Origin of the sequence: Pantoea sp. EKM21T (assembly GCF_011800405.1) — a bacterium.
GTDB lineage: Bacteria > Pseudomonadota > Gammaproteobacteria > Enterobacterales > Enterobacteriaceae > Pantoea > Pantoea agglomerans.
On record NZ_JAALFV010000005.1, the window covers coordinates 39,034 to 57,674 of the forward strand.

The window sequence follows — 18,641 nt, forward strand, 5'->3', positions numbered from 1 at the left end:
GGGACAGCTGAAGCTGCCCGTTTCCGCTGGTCGGAACCGGTTACCCGCAGGTAACAAGGATTGATAAACAGGACGCTAATAAAAGCGCCAAATAGAGTCAGAATGCTGATTTTACGGCGTGACGCCGTTTGTTGCGCCTACCCTAATCTTTCATCCTGCTAATGAATAGTGGCGATAATCTGGAAAATGCAATTATCACGTGACTAAAACAAAAAAAGCGGGTGCTTTCGCACCCGCTCTATTCATCTTCTGAACAGACCTTTCAGTCACTACACAACATGAACCTGCAGGTTCTGCTGCACCAGCACATCGCCCAGGGTGTTATCACTGGTCAGCGCCGAGTTGTGGTAGATCTCAAAGACTCTGCCCTCAACGGTACGCTCGCCCGTCACTTCCCAGATTCCGCCGTTGCTGTTAGCCAGTGTCACCTGGCTGCCATCTGCGCCTTTGATCAGCAAATCGTCACTCTGTTTATCCGTGATATTGAGTGCTTCATTGAGATCGAGCTTCACGGAGTTGGTTCCGGTTTTACCCAAATCGAGCACCTCAATGTGTTCGACCTTCAGGCCCAGCGCGGTGAGATCCAGACTGAGATGCTCACCATTCAGCACCAGGGTATCGGTGCCTGCGCCGCCATCAATATGGGTAAAGTTAAGGTCACTGACCGTCACGATATCCGCCCCGCTGCTGCCGGTCACTGTCGCCCCCTCAATGGTGCTGCCATCGGCCAGCGTAATCACGACGCCGCCGATGGTGTACCCCGCCTCCTCTGCCGGTGCCGCTGCCACCGCGGCGTCATTTGCCGCCGCGTTTTCACTGCTGCCGACGGGTGTCACGGTATCCGCTTCGGTGATCAGCGTGGAAGCCACTGCCACATGGGCGCTGCTCTCGTCGCTGCTGGTGCTGCTGTTATGCTGCGTCTCCGCGCTGGCGACAGTAGCGCTGTCATCCGCCACCGAGAACAGCGCAACCGATTCGTTTGCCGCCAGCGTCACCGGTAGCACGGCACCCAGTAACAGGGTATTGGTGGTCGAGTAGCTGTTACCGGCCGCGTCGGTAATCGTGACTTTCGCCAGCGTTCCCAGCGACAGCAGCAGGCCCCCCACCGACAGCAGTGAAGGTGAGAAGTTAACCGCGTAACGCCCCAGCGCATCGGTCGTGGTGTTCAGCGTCGGGCCGTTGTTGCCGTTGGAGAGCAGCAGCGTAACGTTCACTTTCGAGCCCTGCGCGGCATTCAGCGATCCCCCCTGCACCACCAGACCCGCCAGTAAGGAACCGACGATGCTCAGCACCGGATCGACCCCGACCAGCGGCTGATTGTGCGACAGCGCGGTAAAGCTGCTGGTGCTGGTTGCGGTGTTGCCGCCAATATCCGCCACCGTGACGGTGAGAGGATGGCTGCCATCGGCGATCCCTTTCAGCGTCGCTGACGGCACGCTGATGCTCCATGCGCCATTCGCACCAATAGTAGTGGTAAGGATATTGCCCGCCACGTTCACCGTCACCGTGCCGCCCGCCGCGTTGGTGCTGGTTCCTCTGATGGTTTCAGTACTGTTGGCTTCCGCAATATTGAGGTAGCCATCGCCGCCAAAGAAGCTGTTGACGCTGACCGTTGGCGTGGTGTGACTGACCACACCCAGCGACGCCGAGGTGTTGCCAATGCTGCCCGCACCGTTGGTTACGCTGGCGGTGACAGTCTGCAGACCGTCAGTAATGGCAGCAAGGTTAGCCGCCGGAACAGAGAGACTCCAGTTGCCGTTGCTGCTCACCGTCGTGCTGTAAGTCTGACCACCCAGCGTGACGCGCACAACCGATCCCTCGGCGTTGCTGGCGGTGCCGCTGATGGTCTGCGCCGTTTTCACATCCACCGCGCTCAGCGCACTGTCACCAAACAGCGAGGTAATGGCGACCACCGGCGTCGACTGACTGATGACGCTCAGCGTTCCGCTGCTGTTTGCCACGTTACCGTAGGCATCGGTGCCGGTGACCGTGACGGTTTTACTGCCGTCAGTGATAGCAACAAGATCCGCTTTCGGGACGGTAATACTCCAGTTGCCGCCGCTGACCACTTTGGTGGTGTAGGTCAGGCCATTCAGCGTGGCGCTGACGGTTGAACCGGCAGAGAGGCTGGACGTCCCGCTCAGGGTCTGGTTAGAGGCCAGATCCGCAGCGCTCAGCACACCATCGCCAAACACCGTATTCACCGACAGGGTCGGCTGGAACAGTCCCAGTGACACGCCCGCGCTGGTGCTGCTGACGTTTCCGACCGGATCGGTGACGGCCGCGCTGACGGTGAAGTTACCGTTCAGCAGCGTTGACAGAATCGCTGGCGAGACGGCGGTTGAGAAACTGCCATCCGCGTTGACCTGCGCGTTGACGATGGTGCTGCCAATTGCCAGCCTGACGCTACTACCCGCAGCCAGCCCGGAGACCGTGCCGCTGATGGTCTGAGTCACCAGTGACTCCGCCAGGTTCAGCACGCCGTCGCCAAACAGCGGATTGAGGGTGACTTTCGGCAGGTTGTGAATACCGACCAGTGCCCCGGCCGTGGTGCTGTTGGTGTTACCCGCGCTGTCGGTGACACTGATGCCCACGGTCAGATTGCCATCTGCAATCCCCTGCAACAGCGCTGGCGTCAGCGAGACGTTAAAGTTGCCATTGGCATCGGTCGCCGTCACCAACTGCTGTGAACCTACCGACACCACCACGCGCGATCCCGCTTCCGCGCCGCCAATCACCCCACCGATCACCTGGGTGACCAGCGAATCCGCCACGTTCAGCAGACCGTCGCCAAACAGCGGATTCACGGTGATGGTCGGCAGCAGCGTATCGACCCGGATACCGGCGCTGGTGCTGGCGGTATTGCCCGCCGCATCCGTTACCGATGCGCCCACCGTCAGGTTGCCCTGCGCCAGCGTGCCCAGAATATCTGGCGTCACCGTGGCGCTGAACGCCCCACCCGCACCCACGGTGGCGGTCACCTGGCTATTGCCAACCGAGAGCGTCACCACACTGCCCTGCGCGACGTTGTTCACCACCCCGCTGATCACCTGTCCGGTGGCGATATCAGCCAGGTTTAGCACCCCATCACCAAACAGTGAGGTCAGCGAGATTGATGGTGTCTGAGTAAAGATGCCGATGGATGCGCTGCTGGAGGCGACATTGCCCGCCACGTCTCTGACGCTGACACCCAGCGTCAGATTGCCATCCAGCAGAGAGGTCAGATCGCTGCCCGGCAGGTTAACGCTCCACACTCCACCCGCCTGCACCGTCGTGCTGTAACTCTTGCTGCCAAAGGTGACCGTTACCTGGGAACCCACAGCCGCATTTTCTATCACGCCACTGACCAGCTGTCCGGCAGCGGCTTCCGCAATGTTCAGAAGGTTATCACCGCCAAACAGCCCGGTGAGCGCGCCAACCACCGGCACCGCATCGACAATCGCCGTGACGGTTTCACCGACGGTGCGGGTGTTACCCGCGGCATCGGTCAGGGTGACGTCAAGCGCAAGATTGCCATCACTTAACAGGCCCAGCACCGAAGGCGGCACCACGATGGCCCATTTACCATCCTGGCCCACTGACGCAGAGAGCGTTGTGCCGCCCAGCACCACCGATACCGTGGCACCCACGCCCGCCGAGGTCGCAACCCCGGAGATAGTCTGCGCCACCGTGGTATCCAGCGCGCTGAGCGTGCCGTCGCCGAACACCGAATCGACCACCAGCGTCAGCGCACTGTTGACCACTTTGTTGACCGTCAGCGTGGCGTCGGTCTGGTTGCCCGCACCGTCATTGACCCGCACGCCAAACACCAGCGCACCGTCAGTGAGACTCGACAGGACATCCGGCGCGAGATCGATGCTCCAGCGTCCGTCAGCACCCACCGTCGCGGTGGCGATTGGCGCGGCATCGCCCAGATAGAGCCCGATGGTCTGGCCTTCTGCTCCCTGCGCGCTGCCGGTCAGCACCTGGCTTAGCACCAGGTCAGCGGCGTTGATCACGTTGTCGCCGAGGAACGCGTCGACCTGGACCAGCGGCGCGGCGGTATCCACCGTCACCGTCTGGGTGGTCGTCGTCACGTTACCGGCCGCATCCGCCAGCTGCGCGGTGATCACCGGCGAGCTGCCATCGGGAAGAGCCTGCATCGCGCTGGCAGGAACCGTTGTGGACCAGGTGCCGTTGCTCTGCACCACGGCGTTGTAGGTCTGATTATTGAAGGTCACCACCACCGTGCGACCCACTTCGCTGAGATCGGCGGTGCCACTGATGGCCTGGCTGGTGGCACTTTCATTGCCATTGACCTGGTTGTCACCGGTAAATGGATTGAGAGTCAGTGCCGGTGGCGTAAGGTCGATCAGCACGTTACCGCTGGTGGTTACAGGATTAGTGCCGTCGGTAGCATTCACCGTGATGGCAACGCTGCCGTCCGCATTGCCAAAGGCGCTGACCGGCAATGCCGCCGTTGACCAGTTGCCCGACGCATCCAGCGTAGTCGCGTACTCCTGATCACCAATCGACACCGTCACTACCCCACCCGCACCGAGGTTAGCGGAGGTGCCACTCACTACCACACCACCCGCCACGTCCTGAGTGCTGATGATGTTGTCGCCCGACACCGTGCCCAGCGTGACCAGCGGCCCTGGCGGTGGGGTAAGATCTACCGTCAGCGCAACCGTGCCGTTGGCGGTATTGCCTGCCAGATCGGTCACTGCCAGCGCCAGGGTCGTCGATGGACCAAAGGTGGCCATCTGTTCTGGCGTCAGCGTTACACTCCAGTTGCCGTTGGCTGTCACTATCGCGGTGCCAAGCAGCGTGTCATTCAGTGAGATCGAAACCACTGATCCCGGCTCGGCTCCCGCTGCGGTGCCGCTGAGACTCTGCGGCTGAATGCTCTCGGTGTAGTTCAGCGCATTGTCACCGGTAAAGGCGGCAACATTAAGCACCGGCGGTGTGGTGTCGAGCACCAGCGAGCTGTTAATGGTGGTGCTGTTGCCCGCCGCATCGGTTGCCGTCACGGTAACCGGATAGGTGGCATCCGGCAGAAGTGAAAGCTCCGCCGTTGTCAGTGGCACCGTCCAGTTCCCATTGGCATCCACTGTCGCGGAATAGGTTGTGCCGCCAAGCGTAAGCTGCACAGTCTGATTCGCGCCCGCCTCACCGGTGGTTCCGCTCAGCGTTACTCCCGCGGCCACATCGCCGCCATTCACATAACTGCCAAGGAATTCCGGATTGACCGCAGGCTGCGGCGCGCTGAGATCTGCGGTGAACGGCAGCTGCGCCGATGCGCTGTTGCCCGCCGCATCCACGACGTTAACCGTCAGTGATTGCGCACCGTCACCCAGTGAACTCAGGGCGTTGGCAGGAATGTTAACAGTCCAGTTACCGTTGCTTGCCACCGTGCCAGAATAGAGGCTGCCGTTGACATCCACGGTAATGCTGACCGCCTGGTTCGCCCCGACACTGCCGGTGGTGCCGGTCAGGGTCACCCCTGCCGCGGCTTCACTGATGTTCAGCAGGTTGTCGCCGCCAAATGCGCCTGGGTTGAAGGTCGGCACAGGCAGCGCCACCTCTGTCACCACGTTCTGCGCCGTCGCGTCGCTGTTACCCGCGATATCGGTCGCCGTCACGGTAATGGTGTGGGTGCCGCTGGTGAAGGTGGCTAACTGCGCTGGCGACAGGGCCAGAGACCAGCTGCCATCGGTCTGCACCGTGGCTGCCAGCGGCTGACCGTTGTTAAAGCCGGAGATGAGCACCGTTACCGTCTGTCCGGCACCGGTAATGCCGGTTGTGCCAGTGAGGATCTGTTCACCGGCCGCCTCTGCTGCGTTCAGCGCACCGTCGCCAAACGGCAGGTTCAGGGTGACATCCGGCAGCGCGTTAACGGCTACAAGTATCGTGCCGCTGGTGCTGCCGACGTTGCCGTTCGCATCGGTAACCGTCACGCTCACCGGCCAGTTGCCATCCGGCAATGACTGCAATACAGAAGGTGGCAGATCCAGCGACCAGCGCGAACCATCCGCACTGAGCGTAGCGGAATAGACCGTGCCATTAACGGTCACCGTGACCGACGCGGCGTTATTAATATTCACCGCACCGGTCAGGGATCCGCCTGAGGCGGCCTCTTCAGCATTGATACGGCCATCAATAAATGGCGTATCCAGCGTTGGATTAGCAATCGGCGTAATCGCAGCGACGAACGTTTTGGTCGTTTCAATGCTGTTACCGGCCCGATCCGTGGTGGTGAGGGTCAGGGTATGTTCACCGGTTCCCAGGCTGGCAATGAACTCTGGGGGCAGGCTGGCAGTCCAGTTGCCATTGGCATCGACCGTCACCGACAGCGGGATATTGTCATCGCCTACCGTGACGCTCAGGGTCTGGCCCGGCACGACGGTGGAGGTGCCGGTGACCAGCTGAACGGAGCCTGCTTCGCTGATATTAATGATGTTATCGCCGAACAGTGTCGTGTCGAAGGCGGCTGAAACAGGATCACTCTGCAGGATCTCAACGCCTGCGGTAACCTGCGCCGGATTACCGGCACCATCCGCGGCGCTGACCACCACCTGTGTCAATCCATCGGCCAGGCCCGTCAGCGCGCCCGGTGCCAGGTTCAGCGTCCAGTTACCGCTGGCATCCGTGGTGGTGCTGAAGTTCTGCCCGCCTACAGAGATGTTCACCACGCTGCCTTCCGGCAGATTGGTACTGTCACCACTCAGCGTTAACGCCCCTTCCGCATCTGCCGCACTGATCAGCGCATCGCCAAACGGCGTATTCAGCGTCAGCGCTGGCAGGGTATTAAACGCTACGTCCAGTGACGTGGTGCTGTCTGTGGTGATATTGCCCGCCGCGTCGGTGACCGAAACGGTAATCGCATTGGGGCCGTCCGCCAGCTGCTGCAGGTCAGCGGTCGGAATAGTAAGTGACCAGTTACCGTCGGCATCGGCCGTGGTGGTATAGCTGACGTTATTCAGCGTCACGGTCACCGGCAATGCGCCCGTGGTGCTGCCGCTGATGGTGAGATCCTGCAGCGACTCCGCCAGGTTAAGGGTATCTCCCGCATCGACCGTGATATTCGTCAGCGCAGGCGGTGTGGTAATGAAACTAACCTCCTGAGTGGCGGTCGCCGGATTGCCTGCGACATCAGTGGCGGTCACGGTAAAGATTTGCGTGCTGCCCGGAGCCACGCTGGTAAAGGCAGCAGACGGCACATTCACCGTCCAGTTGCCGTCAGCGTCGAGCGTGGTGCTGTAGTCAGTGCCGTTAAACGACACCGTCACCAGCGTACCCGCTGCCAGCAGGGTGCTGCTGCCGCTGACCGCGACATCCGCTGTGGCCTCGGTGGCGTTAATCACATCATCGCCGGCTACCACGTTCATGGTCAGCGTCGGCTGAACCTGCTCGCTGGCCAGCACGACCAGGCTGGTGCTGGCGCTGGCCGGATTGCCAGACGTATCCGCTGAGACCACGACCAGCAGCTGATCGCCATCCGGCAGATTACCCAGATCGGCGGCCGGAACGGTCACCGTCCAGCTGCCATCGGCTGCCACCGTGCCGCTGTACTGAATGTTATTCAGCGTCACCGTCACCAGCTGGCCTTCCGCCAGGTTGTTACTGGTGCCGCCGATGTTCAGATCCTGTAGCGACTCCGCCTGATTAAGGAAGTTATCATCACTGATGGTCCCGATGGTCAGGGTTGGCAGGTTCAGAGTGTCAGCATCACGCGTCAGGGTCTGGGTGGCCGTGGCAGGGTTCCCCGCGGCATCGGTCATCGAGACAGCAACGGTGTAGTTGCCGTCTGCCAGCCCCTGCACGACGCTGGCTGGCAGTGTCACCTCCCAGGTGCCGTCAGAGAGCACCTGAGTGGTGTAATCGACGTTCTGGAAGCTGACGGTGACCGTCTGTCCGGCGTCCGCTATCGACGCACTGCCGCTGATGGCGACCGCTTCCAGCACCTCTACCGAATTGATGATGTTGTCGCCGCCGATGGCATTGACGGTCAGCACTGGCGGCGTGAGATCGACCGTAACGGCGCTGGTCAGCGAACCACTGTTACCCGCGGCATCGCTGGCATTGACCACCAGCGTAGTAACCCCCTCGCCCAGCGTCTGCACCTGATCCGCTGTTAAGGTCAGCGTCCAGTTACCCTGCGCATCCACCGTAGCGGAATAATCATTCCCGCCCAGCGTCACGCTGACGGTCTGGCCATTGCCTGCTACACCGGTGCTGCCGGTCAGCGTCTGACCGACCCCCTGTTCCGCCAGGTTCAGATAACCATCACCAAACGGGGTGTCTATGCTGACGGCCAGCGACGCCGTTGCCACGGTGATTTCACGGGTTTCGGTTACCGGGTTACCCGCCGCATCGCTGACCGTCACGGTCAGAATGTACGCCCCGGCCGGAATGCCGGCCAGCGAACCCGCAGGCAGCGTCAGATTCCACTCGCCGTTCTGGTCAACCGTGGTGGTCCAGGTCTGGTTGTTCAGGGTAATGGTGACCTGCTGTCCGGCTTCGGCATTGCTGTTGCCGCTGAGAACTATCGGCGCGGTGCTTTCGGCAATATTGATACTGTTATCGCCCGCAACCGTATTCAGTGTCAGGGTCGGTGGCGTCAGATCCACCGTCACGCTGCCCTGGCTGCTGCCGGTGTTACCCGCTGCATCCTGGACTGTGACGGTATAGTTCAGGAGATCTTCCGGCAGGCCGGCCAGCGCGGAAGCCGGCACGCTGATCTGCCAGTTACCATTGCCGTCGACGGTGCCGTTGTAGGTTGCGCCATTCAGCAGCACGCTCACCGTCTGGCCGTCACCGGTTATGCCGGTGGTGCCGCTCAGGGTTTGTGCTGTGGCGATCTCGCTGCTGTTGAGCAGGCCATCGCCAAAGGCCGAGACGATCTGCGGTGCTGGCAGCGTCGCCAGCACGCTGAGCGCTGCCTCGCTGCTGAGGGTCGCCCCGCCGCTGTCCGTTGCGGTGACCGTCAGGGTGTAAGGTCCATCGGCGAGCGCCGTCAGTGCCTCAGCTGGAACGATCACTGTCCAGCGGCCGCTGGCCGAGACCTGCGCGGTGTAGCTGATGTTGTTAAACAGCAACGTGACCGTGCTGCCCTCTGTCACGTTCACCGACGTACCGGTGACGACCAGGGCCTGACCCAGCTCCTGCGCATTCAGGTAGTTATCTTCGCTGATGGCATCCATCGCCAGGCCAGAGGCATTGCTGTTGACGTCAAAGGTGAGATTGCTGGTGGAGGTGTTGCCCGCCACATCGCTGACTGCCACGGTAAAACTGGCGCTGCCATCATTAATCGCGGCCAGCGCACCGGCTGGCACGATCAGGCTCCATGCCCCGCTCGCCTGCACGGCGGCGCTGTAGACTGTGCCGTCAACGGTGACGGTAACCAGCTGACCCGCTTCGACGTTGGTGGTGGTGCCGGAGAGACGTTGATCGGTGAGGCGCTCCGCGCCATCGACCACGTTGTTACCGGCAAAGGCATCCAGCGTCAGGGTCGGCAGTGTGCCTGGCTCCACTTTCAGCGCCAGGTCGCGGCTGGTGGTGGTGGCATTTCCTGCCGCATCGCTGGCGGTCACGGTCAGCGGATAGCTGCCGTTGCCCAGCCCGGTGTAAACCGTGGCGGGCAGCTCCAGCGACCAGACGCCGTTAACGTCAGCGGTGGTGCTCAGGGTGGTGCCGTTGAAGCTGGCCACAATCAGGGCGTTAGCTTCGCTGCTGCCGGTCAGCGTCAGCGGCTGCTGACTTTCAGCGGCGTTAATGATGCCATCGGATGGCGTAATGAAGTTCAGCACCGGAGGCAGTGTATCCACCACCAGGTTGCCATCAGCCTGGCTGCTGTTGCCCGCTACATCACTGACGACCACGGTGTAGCCACTATTGCCCTGCGGCAATGCAGACAAGACATCGGCCGGAACGGCGACCTGCCAGTTGCCTGCGGCATCGACCGTGCCGCTGTAGTTGTTGCCGCCCAGCGTCACGACGACGGTCTGGCCGTCGCCGGTCACGCCCGTGTTACCAGTGATCGCGCCACCGGCGGCGGCTTCCTCACCGTTCAGAATGCCATCATCAAAGGCCACTCCCGGGGTCGCCACCGGCAATGCGCTGGCGACCACCGTCAGGGTAGCGTCGCTGGTCGCCAGCGGCTGTCCGTTAGCGTCGCTGGCGGTGGCGGTGATGGTCTGCGGGCCATCTGCCGTTCCGGTAAAGGTGCCTGCCGGTAAGGTCAGGCTCCAGCTTCCATCTGCCGTCACGGTGGTGCTGACCGTGGTGCCGTTGGCCAGCACGGTGACAATGCTGCCATCAGGCAGACCACTGGTGCTGCCGCTGACCACGACGGGGCCACCCAATTCCTGCGCATTGAGGTAGTTGTCGTCACTGACGGGTGCCAGCGCGATCGACGGCAGGGTGTTGTCTACACTGAAGTCAAGCGTGCTGCTGGCGGTGTTACCCACGGCGTTGATGACGCTGACGTTCAGCGTCTGAGTGCCTTCTCCCAGTTCAGCCAGGGCGCCCGCAGGCAGAATAATGCTCCAGTTGCCGCTGGCCTCGACCACACCGCTGTATTCGATCCCATTCAGGGAGATGATCACCTGCTGGCCCGGTTCGACATTCGTGCTGCTGCCGCGCACCGTTATCGGCTGCAGCTGCTCCGCTGCCGTAACGATGCCGTCACCGGCGAAGGTGCTGCTGTCGATGGTCAGTACAGGCTGCACGTCCGGCGCGGTTGCCACATTCAGATCAACCACCTGGCTGCTCTGATTCCCGTTAGCACTGGTTTCCGTCACCGTCACCAGATTACTGCCAGGAGGCAGTGCCGCCAGTGCTTCAGGGGCGATCTGCAGCGTCCACTGGCCGTTAACGCCAACGGTGGTGCTGTAGAGCTGGTCATTGAGCTGCACCGTGACCACGTCGCCATTCTGACCACTGCCACTCACCACCAGCGGCTCTGCCAGTTCCCCGACGTTCAGCGCGTTATCACCGCTGACCGGCGCGACGACCAGCGGAGGCGGCGTAGTCGCAACCGTCAGGGCACTGTTCTGGCTGCTGCTGTTACCGGCTGCGTCAGTGACGGTGACCACCACCGGGTAGCTGCTGCCATTGGTCAGACCGGCAAGCGCCGCTGGCGGAACAGCCAGCGCCCAGTTTCCGTCACCATCAACGGTGCCGGTGTAGGTCACGCCATTCAGCGTCACACTGACGCGGTCGCCTTCACTGCCTGCGCCGCTGAAACTGAACCCTGCCGCCTGCTCAGCGATGTTCAGCACGCCATCACCCGCGGGCGCAGCGATACTGAAGTCTGGTGCCGTGGTATCCACGGTAACCGGGAATGGCGTGGTAGCCACGTTGCCACTCACGGTCGTGACGGTCACGTTGAGATCGTAACGGCCATCTGGCAACTGTTGCAGATTCTCAGCAGGCACGGTGGCGGTCCAGCTGCCATCGGCGGCAACCACTGCGTCATAGGTCTGGCCATTCAGCGCAAGGCTGACGCTGCTGCCTGGCGTAACGATGCCGCTGAGGGTCAGATCGGTGGCGGTTTCAGCCTCATTAATCGTGCCATCGGTAGCAATCGGGTTAACGGTCAGCGCCGGTACGCCGGTATCAACAATCAGCGGCTCGCTGATGCTGGTGCTGTTACCTGCTTCATCACTCACCGTCACGGTAATCGGATTGCTGCCCTGCGCAAGTGCCTGCAGTCTGTCTGCGGGTATCGTCACGCTCCATTCACCATTCGCGTCTACAGTGGCCGGATAGCTGGTACCGCCCAGGGTCACGCTGACGGCCTGGCCTGGCAGCACTGTGCCGGTCAGCGTCTGCGCCGCGCTGGCTTCATCGGTATTGAGTATGCCGTCAGTGAATGGCGTGTTGATTTGCGGGTCTGCCAGCGGCGCGGTCGCCACCAGCAGCGGCAGGCTGTTCTGCACATCACCCGAAGAGACGGTAACGGTGGTCGTGCCCTGCGGCAGCGTCGCCAGATCGGCAGCCGGCACGGTCAGGGTCCACGCACCGGTTTCATCGGTTGTGGTGGTGTAGACGGTGCCGCCAGTCACCAGCGTTACGCTGATCGGGCTGTTAGCCGGCAGGTTCGCTGAACCGCCGCTGAGGATAAGATCGCTCTGCGCCTCCAGGGCATTCAGCGCATTGTCGTCACTGATTGGGGCAATCGACAGCGACGGTACGGGTGAAGTAACCACGCTGAACTGCCCTTCAGCAGGCAGCGCCGGGTTACCGGCCACATCGGTAATCGCCACGGTGAAGGTTTTATCGCCTGCGCCGCCCAGCGATCCGGCTGGCAGCGACACACTCCAGCTACCGTTCGCCTGTACTACGCCATCGTAAGACTGGCCATTGATGGTCAGCAATACCGGCTGACCTGCCGGTACGCCGGTGACATTACCGGTGACCAGAATGTCGGTGAGCTGTTCAGCGCTGTCGACCTGATTATCGCCGGTCACGGGATTAATGGTCAGCGCCGGCGACGTTGCCGCCAGCACAGTGACGCTGGTCGGTACGGTGCTGCTGTTACCATAAGCATCGCTGAGTACCACATCCACCGGATAGGTTGCGTCACCCAGCTGGCTGATAATCGCGGCGGGCACCGTAACACTCCACGCGCCATCAGTATCCACGGTGGCGGTGTAGGTCTCGCCATTGAAACTCACCGTGACGGTGTCGCCCTGGGCCCCCCCGCGTCCGTCGAGTGTGAGATCCTGAGTGTGTTCAGCGATATTGATATAACCATCACTGCCCGGCGTGGAGACTTCCAGCAACGGCGGTGTGGTGGCGAAAATCAGTGAACTGCTGGCTGGCGTGGTATTACCATCGGCGTCTGTCGCCACTACCGATACCGGTTGGGTACCGTTGGGCACATTTGCCAGGTCGGATGCCGGAACGGTGACACTCCAGCTGCCACCCTGCGCCACCACGGCGCTGTAGGCCACGTTATTCAGCGTGACGCGGATGATGTCGCCTTCGTCGCCGGTTCCGCTGACGATTAGCGGCTGCTGCGCGTCGCTGACGTTGATCACGCCATCATCGCTGAGATCGTTGAGCGTCAGAGCGGGCACCGCGGTAGCCACCCGCAGTTCCGTATTCTGAGTGCTGATGTTACCGGCCGGATCGGTCACGGTGACGGTCACCGGATAGGTCTGATTGGTCAGCGTGCCGAGATCGGCCACCGGGACGGATGCACTCCAGTTACTGTTTTCGTCAACAATGGCGGTGTAGGACTTACCGTTTAATTCCACCGTCACGCTGTCGCCCGGGGTGCCGGTTCCGCTGATTTGCAGCGGCGTAGTGAGTTCGTTGTTGGTCAGGACGCCATCACCGCCCGGTGCGGTAACGGTCGCAACCGGAGGCTGCGTGCTGACCGCCAGGGGCTGCGTCTGCGTGGTGGTGTTACCGCTGGCATCTGTCAGCGTAACCACCAGCGTATAGCTGCTGCCATCTGACAGGGCCTGCAGCGCCGCTGGCGGCAGATCCACCGTCCAGTTGCCCTGCCCATCTACGGTGGCGCTGTAACTCTCGTTATTCAGCGAGACAGACACCACTTCGCCCGGCAACGCACCTGAACCGCTGACCGGCAGACCGGCAGCCACTTCACTGCTGTTGAGAATGCCATCGCCGCCTGCGACCTCTGCCACAATCAGATTCGGTGGCAGCGTGTCGACGCTGAAGTTGAGCGTCTCGTCCACGCGGTTGCCTGCTTCATCAATCGCGGTAATGATCAGGCTGTTGGCGCCCTGTGGCAGTAAGGCGAGATCGGCGGCCGGCAGCGCCAGGCGCCAGCTGCCGTCTGCATTGACCGTGGTGCTGTAGGTTTTACCGTTAAGTTCCAGTTCAACCTGCTGGCCCGGCACGGCTTTGCCGGTGCTGCCGCCGATCAGCAGATCGCTGCCCGCTTCCACCCGGTTGAGAAGGCCATCGGTGATTGCGCTCTCCTCCAGCGTGATTTGCGGCAGCGTGGCTGCGACTACATTCAGTTGAGCGGAGTCGGTCAGCAGTGCGCCGGTGGCGTCGGTGGTGGTGACCGAAATCAGTTTTACGCCGTCGGTGATAGTGGTGAGATCGCCTGCCGGAACGGTGACGCTCCAGAAGCCATTGCTGTTCACTACCGCGCTGTAATTATTGCCGTTAAAGTTAACCTGCACCGCCTGGCCCGGGTTAACGCCGACTGCAGATCCGCTGATGATCAGATCGCTGCTCAGCTCCTGCTGGTTCAGGAAACCATCAAGGCTGACAGGTTCACTAATGGAAACCACGCCAGGTTCGCCTGCCGCCGGGGCGACGTTAATATCGCGGGTGTCGGTGGCTGAGGCGCCTGCCGCCGTTGTGACGCTGACCGCGATGGTGCTGCTGCCCGCCGCCAGTGCGCTGAGCGCCGCAGAGGGGATCTGCGTGCTCCAGCTGCCATCCGCGTTGACCAGCGCAGTGTAATTTTGGCCGCCCAGGGTAATGGTGACCGTCTGGCCCGCCTCCACGTTGCTGGTGCTGCCGGACAGCGTCTGGTCCAGCGCTTTTTCGCTGTTATCCAGCAGATCGTCACCGGCAAACAGGGCGATCGTCACCGTCGGCGTACCCGGTTCCGCTGGCGCTTCCACCGCAATCACCCGATCTTCGCTGACTGTTACGCCCGCCTGATTGGTGACTGTCGCCGCGATAGTTGCGTTGCCCGCCGTCAGTGCCGCCAGCGCGCTGGCCGGGACGCTCAGGCTCCAGCTGCCATCCGCGCCGACCGTGGCGCTGTAAGTCTGGTCGCCCAGCGTAACGGTCACGACCTGACCCGCCTCGACATTGGTTGAGCTGCCGCTCAGCAGCTGATCGCTGGTTTTCTCATCGTTGCTCAGCACGTCATCCACGGCGAACTGATCGAGCGTGATAGTGGGCTGGCCCGGCCCGGTAACCGGCGGCTCAACCGTGATCGGCAAGGTGTCGCTGACGGTGGTGCCTGCCGCGTTGCTGACCGTGACCACCAGCGAGGCAGAACCTGCTGCCAGCGCACCGAGTGCATCGGCCGGAATGGCAATGTTCCAGCTGCCGTCGGCGCCAACCGTTCCGCTGTAGTTCTGGCCGCCCAGCGTCACCGTGACAATCTGGCCCGCCTCGACGTTGGTGGTGCTGCCGGAGACCGCCTGCGCCTCCAGCTTCTCATCGTTGCTCAGGATGTTGTCGTCAGCAAAGGCATTGAGGGTTAGCGTCGGGGTGCCTGGCCCGGTGCCCGAGGCCTCCACCAGGAAGTCGCGGGTTTCAGTGACCTGCGTACCAAGCTGATCTGTCACCGTCACATTCAGGGCTGCGCTACCGGCTGTCAGCGCCGCCAGCGAACTGGCAGGAATCGACACGCTCCAGCTGCCATCCGCGCCGACCGTGGCGGTAAAAGTCTCTCCGTTCAGAGTGACAGTGACCTGCTGGCCTTCACCGATATTGGTGGTGGTGCCGCTCAGCAGCTGATCGCTGGCTTTCTCGCTATTGCTGAGGATGTCATCCCCGGCAAAGGCGTCGATGGTTACGGTGGCTTCACCCGGCTGCGTTACCGGGGCTTCGACAGTGACTGGCTGCGTTGAAGTGACTGTGTCGCCCGCTGCATTACTGACCGAGACGGTCAGTGTGGTGGTGCCTGCTGCCAGCGCGTTCAGCGCGGCTGACGGCACGGCGACGCTCCAGCTGCCATCACCCTGCACGCTGGCACTGTAGGTCTGACCGCCCAGGGTGACCGTCACGATCTGCCCGGTTTCGACATTACTGGTGCTACCGCTGACAAGCTGATCGACCGCTTTTTCGTCGTTGCTCAGAAGGTTATCGCCGGCGAAATCATTCAGGATCAGAGACGGCACGCCCGGTTCCGTTACTGGCGTCTCAACTGCGATATCGCGGATTTCGGTAGTGCTCACGCCATCGGCATTGCTGACGGTAACGCTGATGGTATTAGCTCCCGCCGGCAGATTACCCAGCGCGGCTGCCGGAACAATTACACTCCAGTTACCACTGCCATCGACGGTGCCGAGGTAAGTCTGGCCACCGAAGGTGACTGTCACCGTCTGGCCCGCTTCGATGTTGGTGGTGGAGCCGGAGAGCGTCTGGGCCGTCCCTTTTTCATCGTTGCTGAGGATATCATCCCCGGCAAACTGACCAATGGTGACGGTGGGTTCGCCCGGCAGTGTGACAGGCGCTTCCACGGTGATGGGCAGCGTGCCGGTCACGGTATCACCGGCCACATTGCTGACTGAAACCGTCAGCGTCGTTTCACCTGCCGCCAGGGCGCTCAGGGCCGCCGATGGCAAAGTAACGCTCCAGTTGCCCTGCGCATCAACGCTGCCGCTGTAAGTCTGGCCGCCCAGGGTGACGGTTACCAGCTGACCGGGTTCAACATTGCTGGTGCTGCCGGTGAGTGTCTGATCGGTGACTTTCTCCCCATTACTCAGCACGTTGTCCCCGGCAAAATCATCCAGCGTGACGGATGGCGGGCCCGGAACGACCGGCGTATCAATGCTGATCGCGCGGTTTTCACTGGCTTCAATGCCAGCCTGGCTGGTGACGACCGCGGAAATCGCAACCGAACCAGCTGCCAACGCATTCAGTGCCGCAGGCGAGAGCGTGACGCTCCAGTTGCCCTGCGCATCCACTACTGCGCTGTAGGTCTGATCGCCCAGCGTGATGGTGACAATCTGGCCCGCTTCCACATTGGTGGTGGTGCCGCTAAGAACCTGATCGCTGCTTTTCTCGGCATTGCTGAGAATATCATCACCGGCAAACTGATCGATGGTGATAACGGGCGTACCCGGCTGAGTCAGTGGTGGCTCTACGTTTACGGTCAGGCTACCGCTGGCAGCGGTTCCTGCCTGGTTAGCAACGGTGGCAGTCACCGTGGTGGTGCCGGATGCCAGTGCGGTCAGCGCATCAGCAGGCACGGTAATGCTCCAGCTACCGTCGCCTGCCACGCTGCCGCTGTAGCTCTGGCCGCCCAGTGTAACCGTGACGATCTGCCCGGCTTCGACGTTGGTGGTGCTGCCGCTAAGAATCTGATCGCTGGTTTTTTCTGCGTTGCTCAGCACGTCGTCGCCGGTAAACGGGGCGATTGTCAGGGCTGGCACGCCAGGGGTGGTGTCAGGTGCCTGCACCTGGATACCCAGGCTGGCGGAAGCCGCCGTGCCCGCGGCGCTGGTCACACTGACCGAAATGGTGCTGCTGCCTGCAGCCAGCGCCGAGAGTGCGGCAGCCGGAATTGAGACGCTCCAGCTGCCATCCGCCCCCACAGTGGCGTTATAGCTCTGTCCGCCCAATGTCACACTGACCTGCTGGCCCGCTTCGACATTGCTGGTGCTGCCGGACAACGTTTGTGGCGTGGTTTTTTCGCTGTTATCCAGCAGGTTATCGCCCGCAAACGGGTTCAGGCTAATGGACGGCGCAGCCGGTGTGCCGGGATCGGCGGCCGCGACGGTAATGGGCAGGCTGCCGGTGGTCGTCGTGCCCGCCGCGTTAGTGACGCTGACGTCGATGGTGGTGGTGCCTGCGGCGAGTCCCGCCAGCGCGGCAGCAGGGATAGTAACGCTCCAGCTGCCGTCAGCACCGACGGTGGCGTTGTAGGTCTGGCCGCCCAGCGTGACAGTGACAATCTGACCCGCTTCGACATTACTGGTGGTGCCGCTCAGTACCTGATCGCTGCTTTTTTCCGCGTTATCCAGAACATCATCGCCAGCGAATGCATTGAGCGTGATAGCAGGCGTCCCCGGCGTGACCGGTGTTCCAGGATCGGTGCCACCGTCATTGCCGCCACCGTTACCCCCGCCACCACCACCACCACCGCCGACGCCAACGGCCAGACCGGCTAAGCCGAGCACACCCAGACCGCCCGCCGTTATCACACCCATCGAGGTGTTGGCGTTATCTGCCAGCAGCAGCGGCTCTACGCTGTCGAGTGATTCATAGGTTGGCGTGACCGACGTGGAAGCGAGTTCAGCCCCTTCTGCGGTCTGGGGAAAGAGCGCGTGTTCCGGTGGGTTGACGCCATCATCGAACACCAGTTCGCTGTGCTGGCCATCGGCGTCGTCGAGGAAGAATTTCTGATAGCGGACAGTCTTGCCGTCGCGCATATGCAGCACCAGATCGTTACCCTGGCGCTCATACTGCGTCACCATGTCGCGGGTGCCGCTGATGCGCACGACGCTGGGCTCGGTGAGGTTAATGGATTGTGACGAACCGCTGACGGACTGCGAGATGAGTGTGCCGTTTTCGCGCGAGATAATGTCTACACGGCCTTGCGTGAGTTCTGCCATTTGTAACCTCTACTCCACCAGATTAGCTAATATACTGAATCCATAAACATAAAATTATTTTATGCTTACAGTGTTCACACATAGTTTCACCTTCTGAAGATCAGAAGATGTCTTAACCTGGTGTATGTCGAAACGGCAAAGCCAAAGCTGGTCGCACGCCCCTAATCAGCGTGGCGAGTGACGCTATTATTGTTAGTTTTACTTGTACAGACTCACGCAAAATGTAACGTTTCTGACAGATTAACTTTTAGCGTAGCCGTGTTAAAAAACAATTTCAATGTACAGATTTCATTATGGTTTAATCTTCATTACATAAGCCTCACTTGAAAAAAGGTTTTCATAAAATCCGCTTTGCCTTTGTTTTTACAT

Annotated in this window: 1 protein-coding gene; it reads right to left on the bottom strand. The window is 61.4% G+C overall.

Going from position 1 to position 18,641, the window contains the following annotated elements; all coding sequences use genetic code 11:
• Positions 1–269: 269 nt before the first annotated feature.
• The gene (locus HFD87_RS11515) at positions 270–18,272 is read right to left on the bottom strand and encodes an Ig-like domain-containing protein (protein ID WP_167423464.1); all 18,003 of its coding nucleotides are present in this window, start codon (positions 18,270–18,272) and stop codon (positions 270–272) included.
• Positions 18,273–18,641: the final 369 nt, after the last annotated feature.

Coding starts and splice junctions, on each gene's coding strand:
- HFD87_RS11515 (WP_167423464.1), bottom strand. CDS start 18,272: ATGGCAGAACTCACGCAAGGCCGTGTAGACATTATCTCGCGCGAAAAC.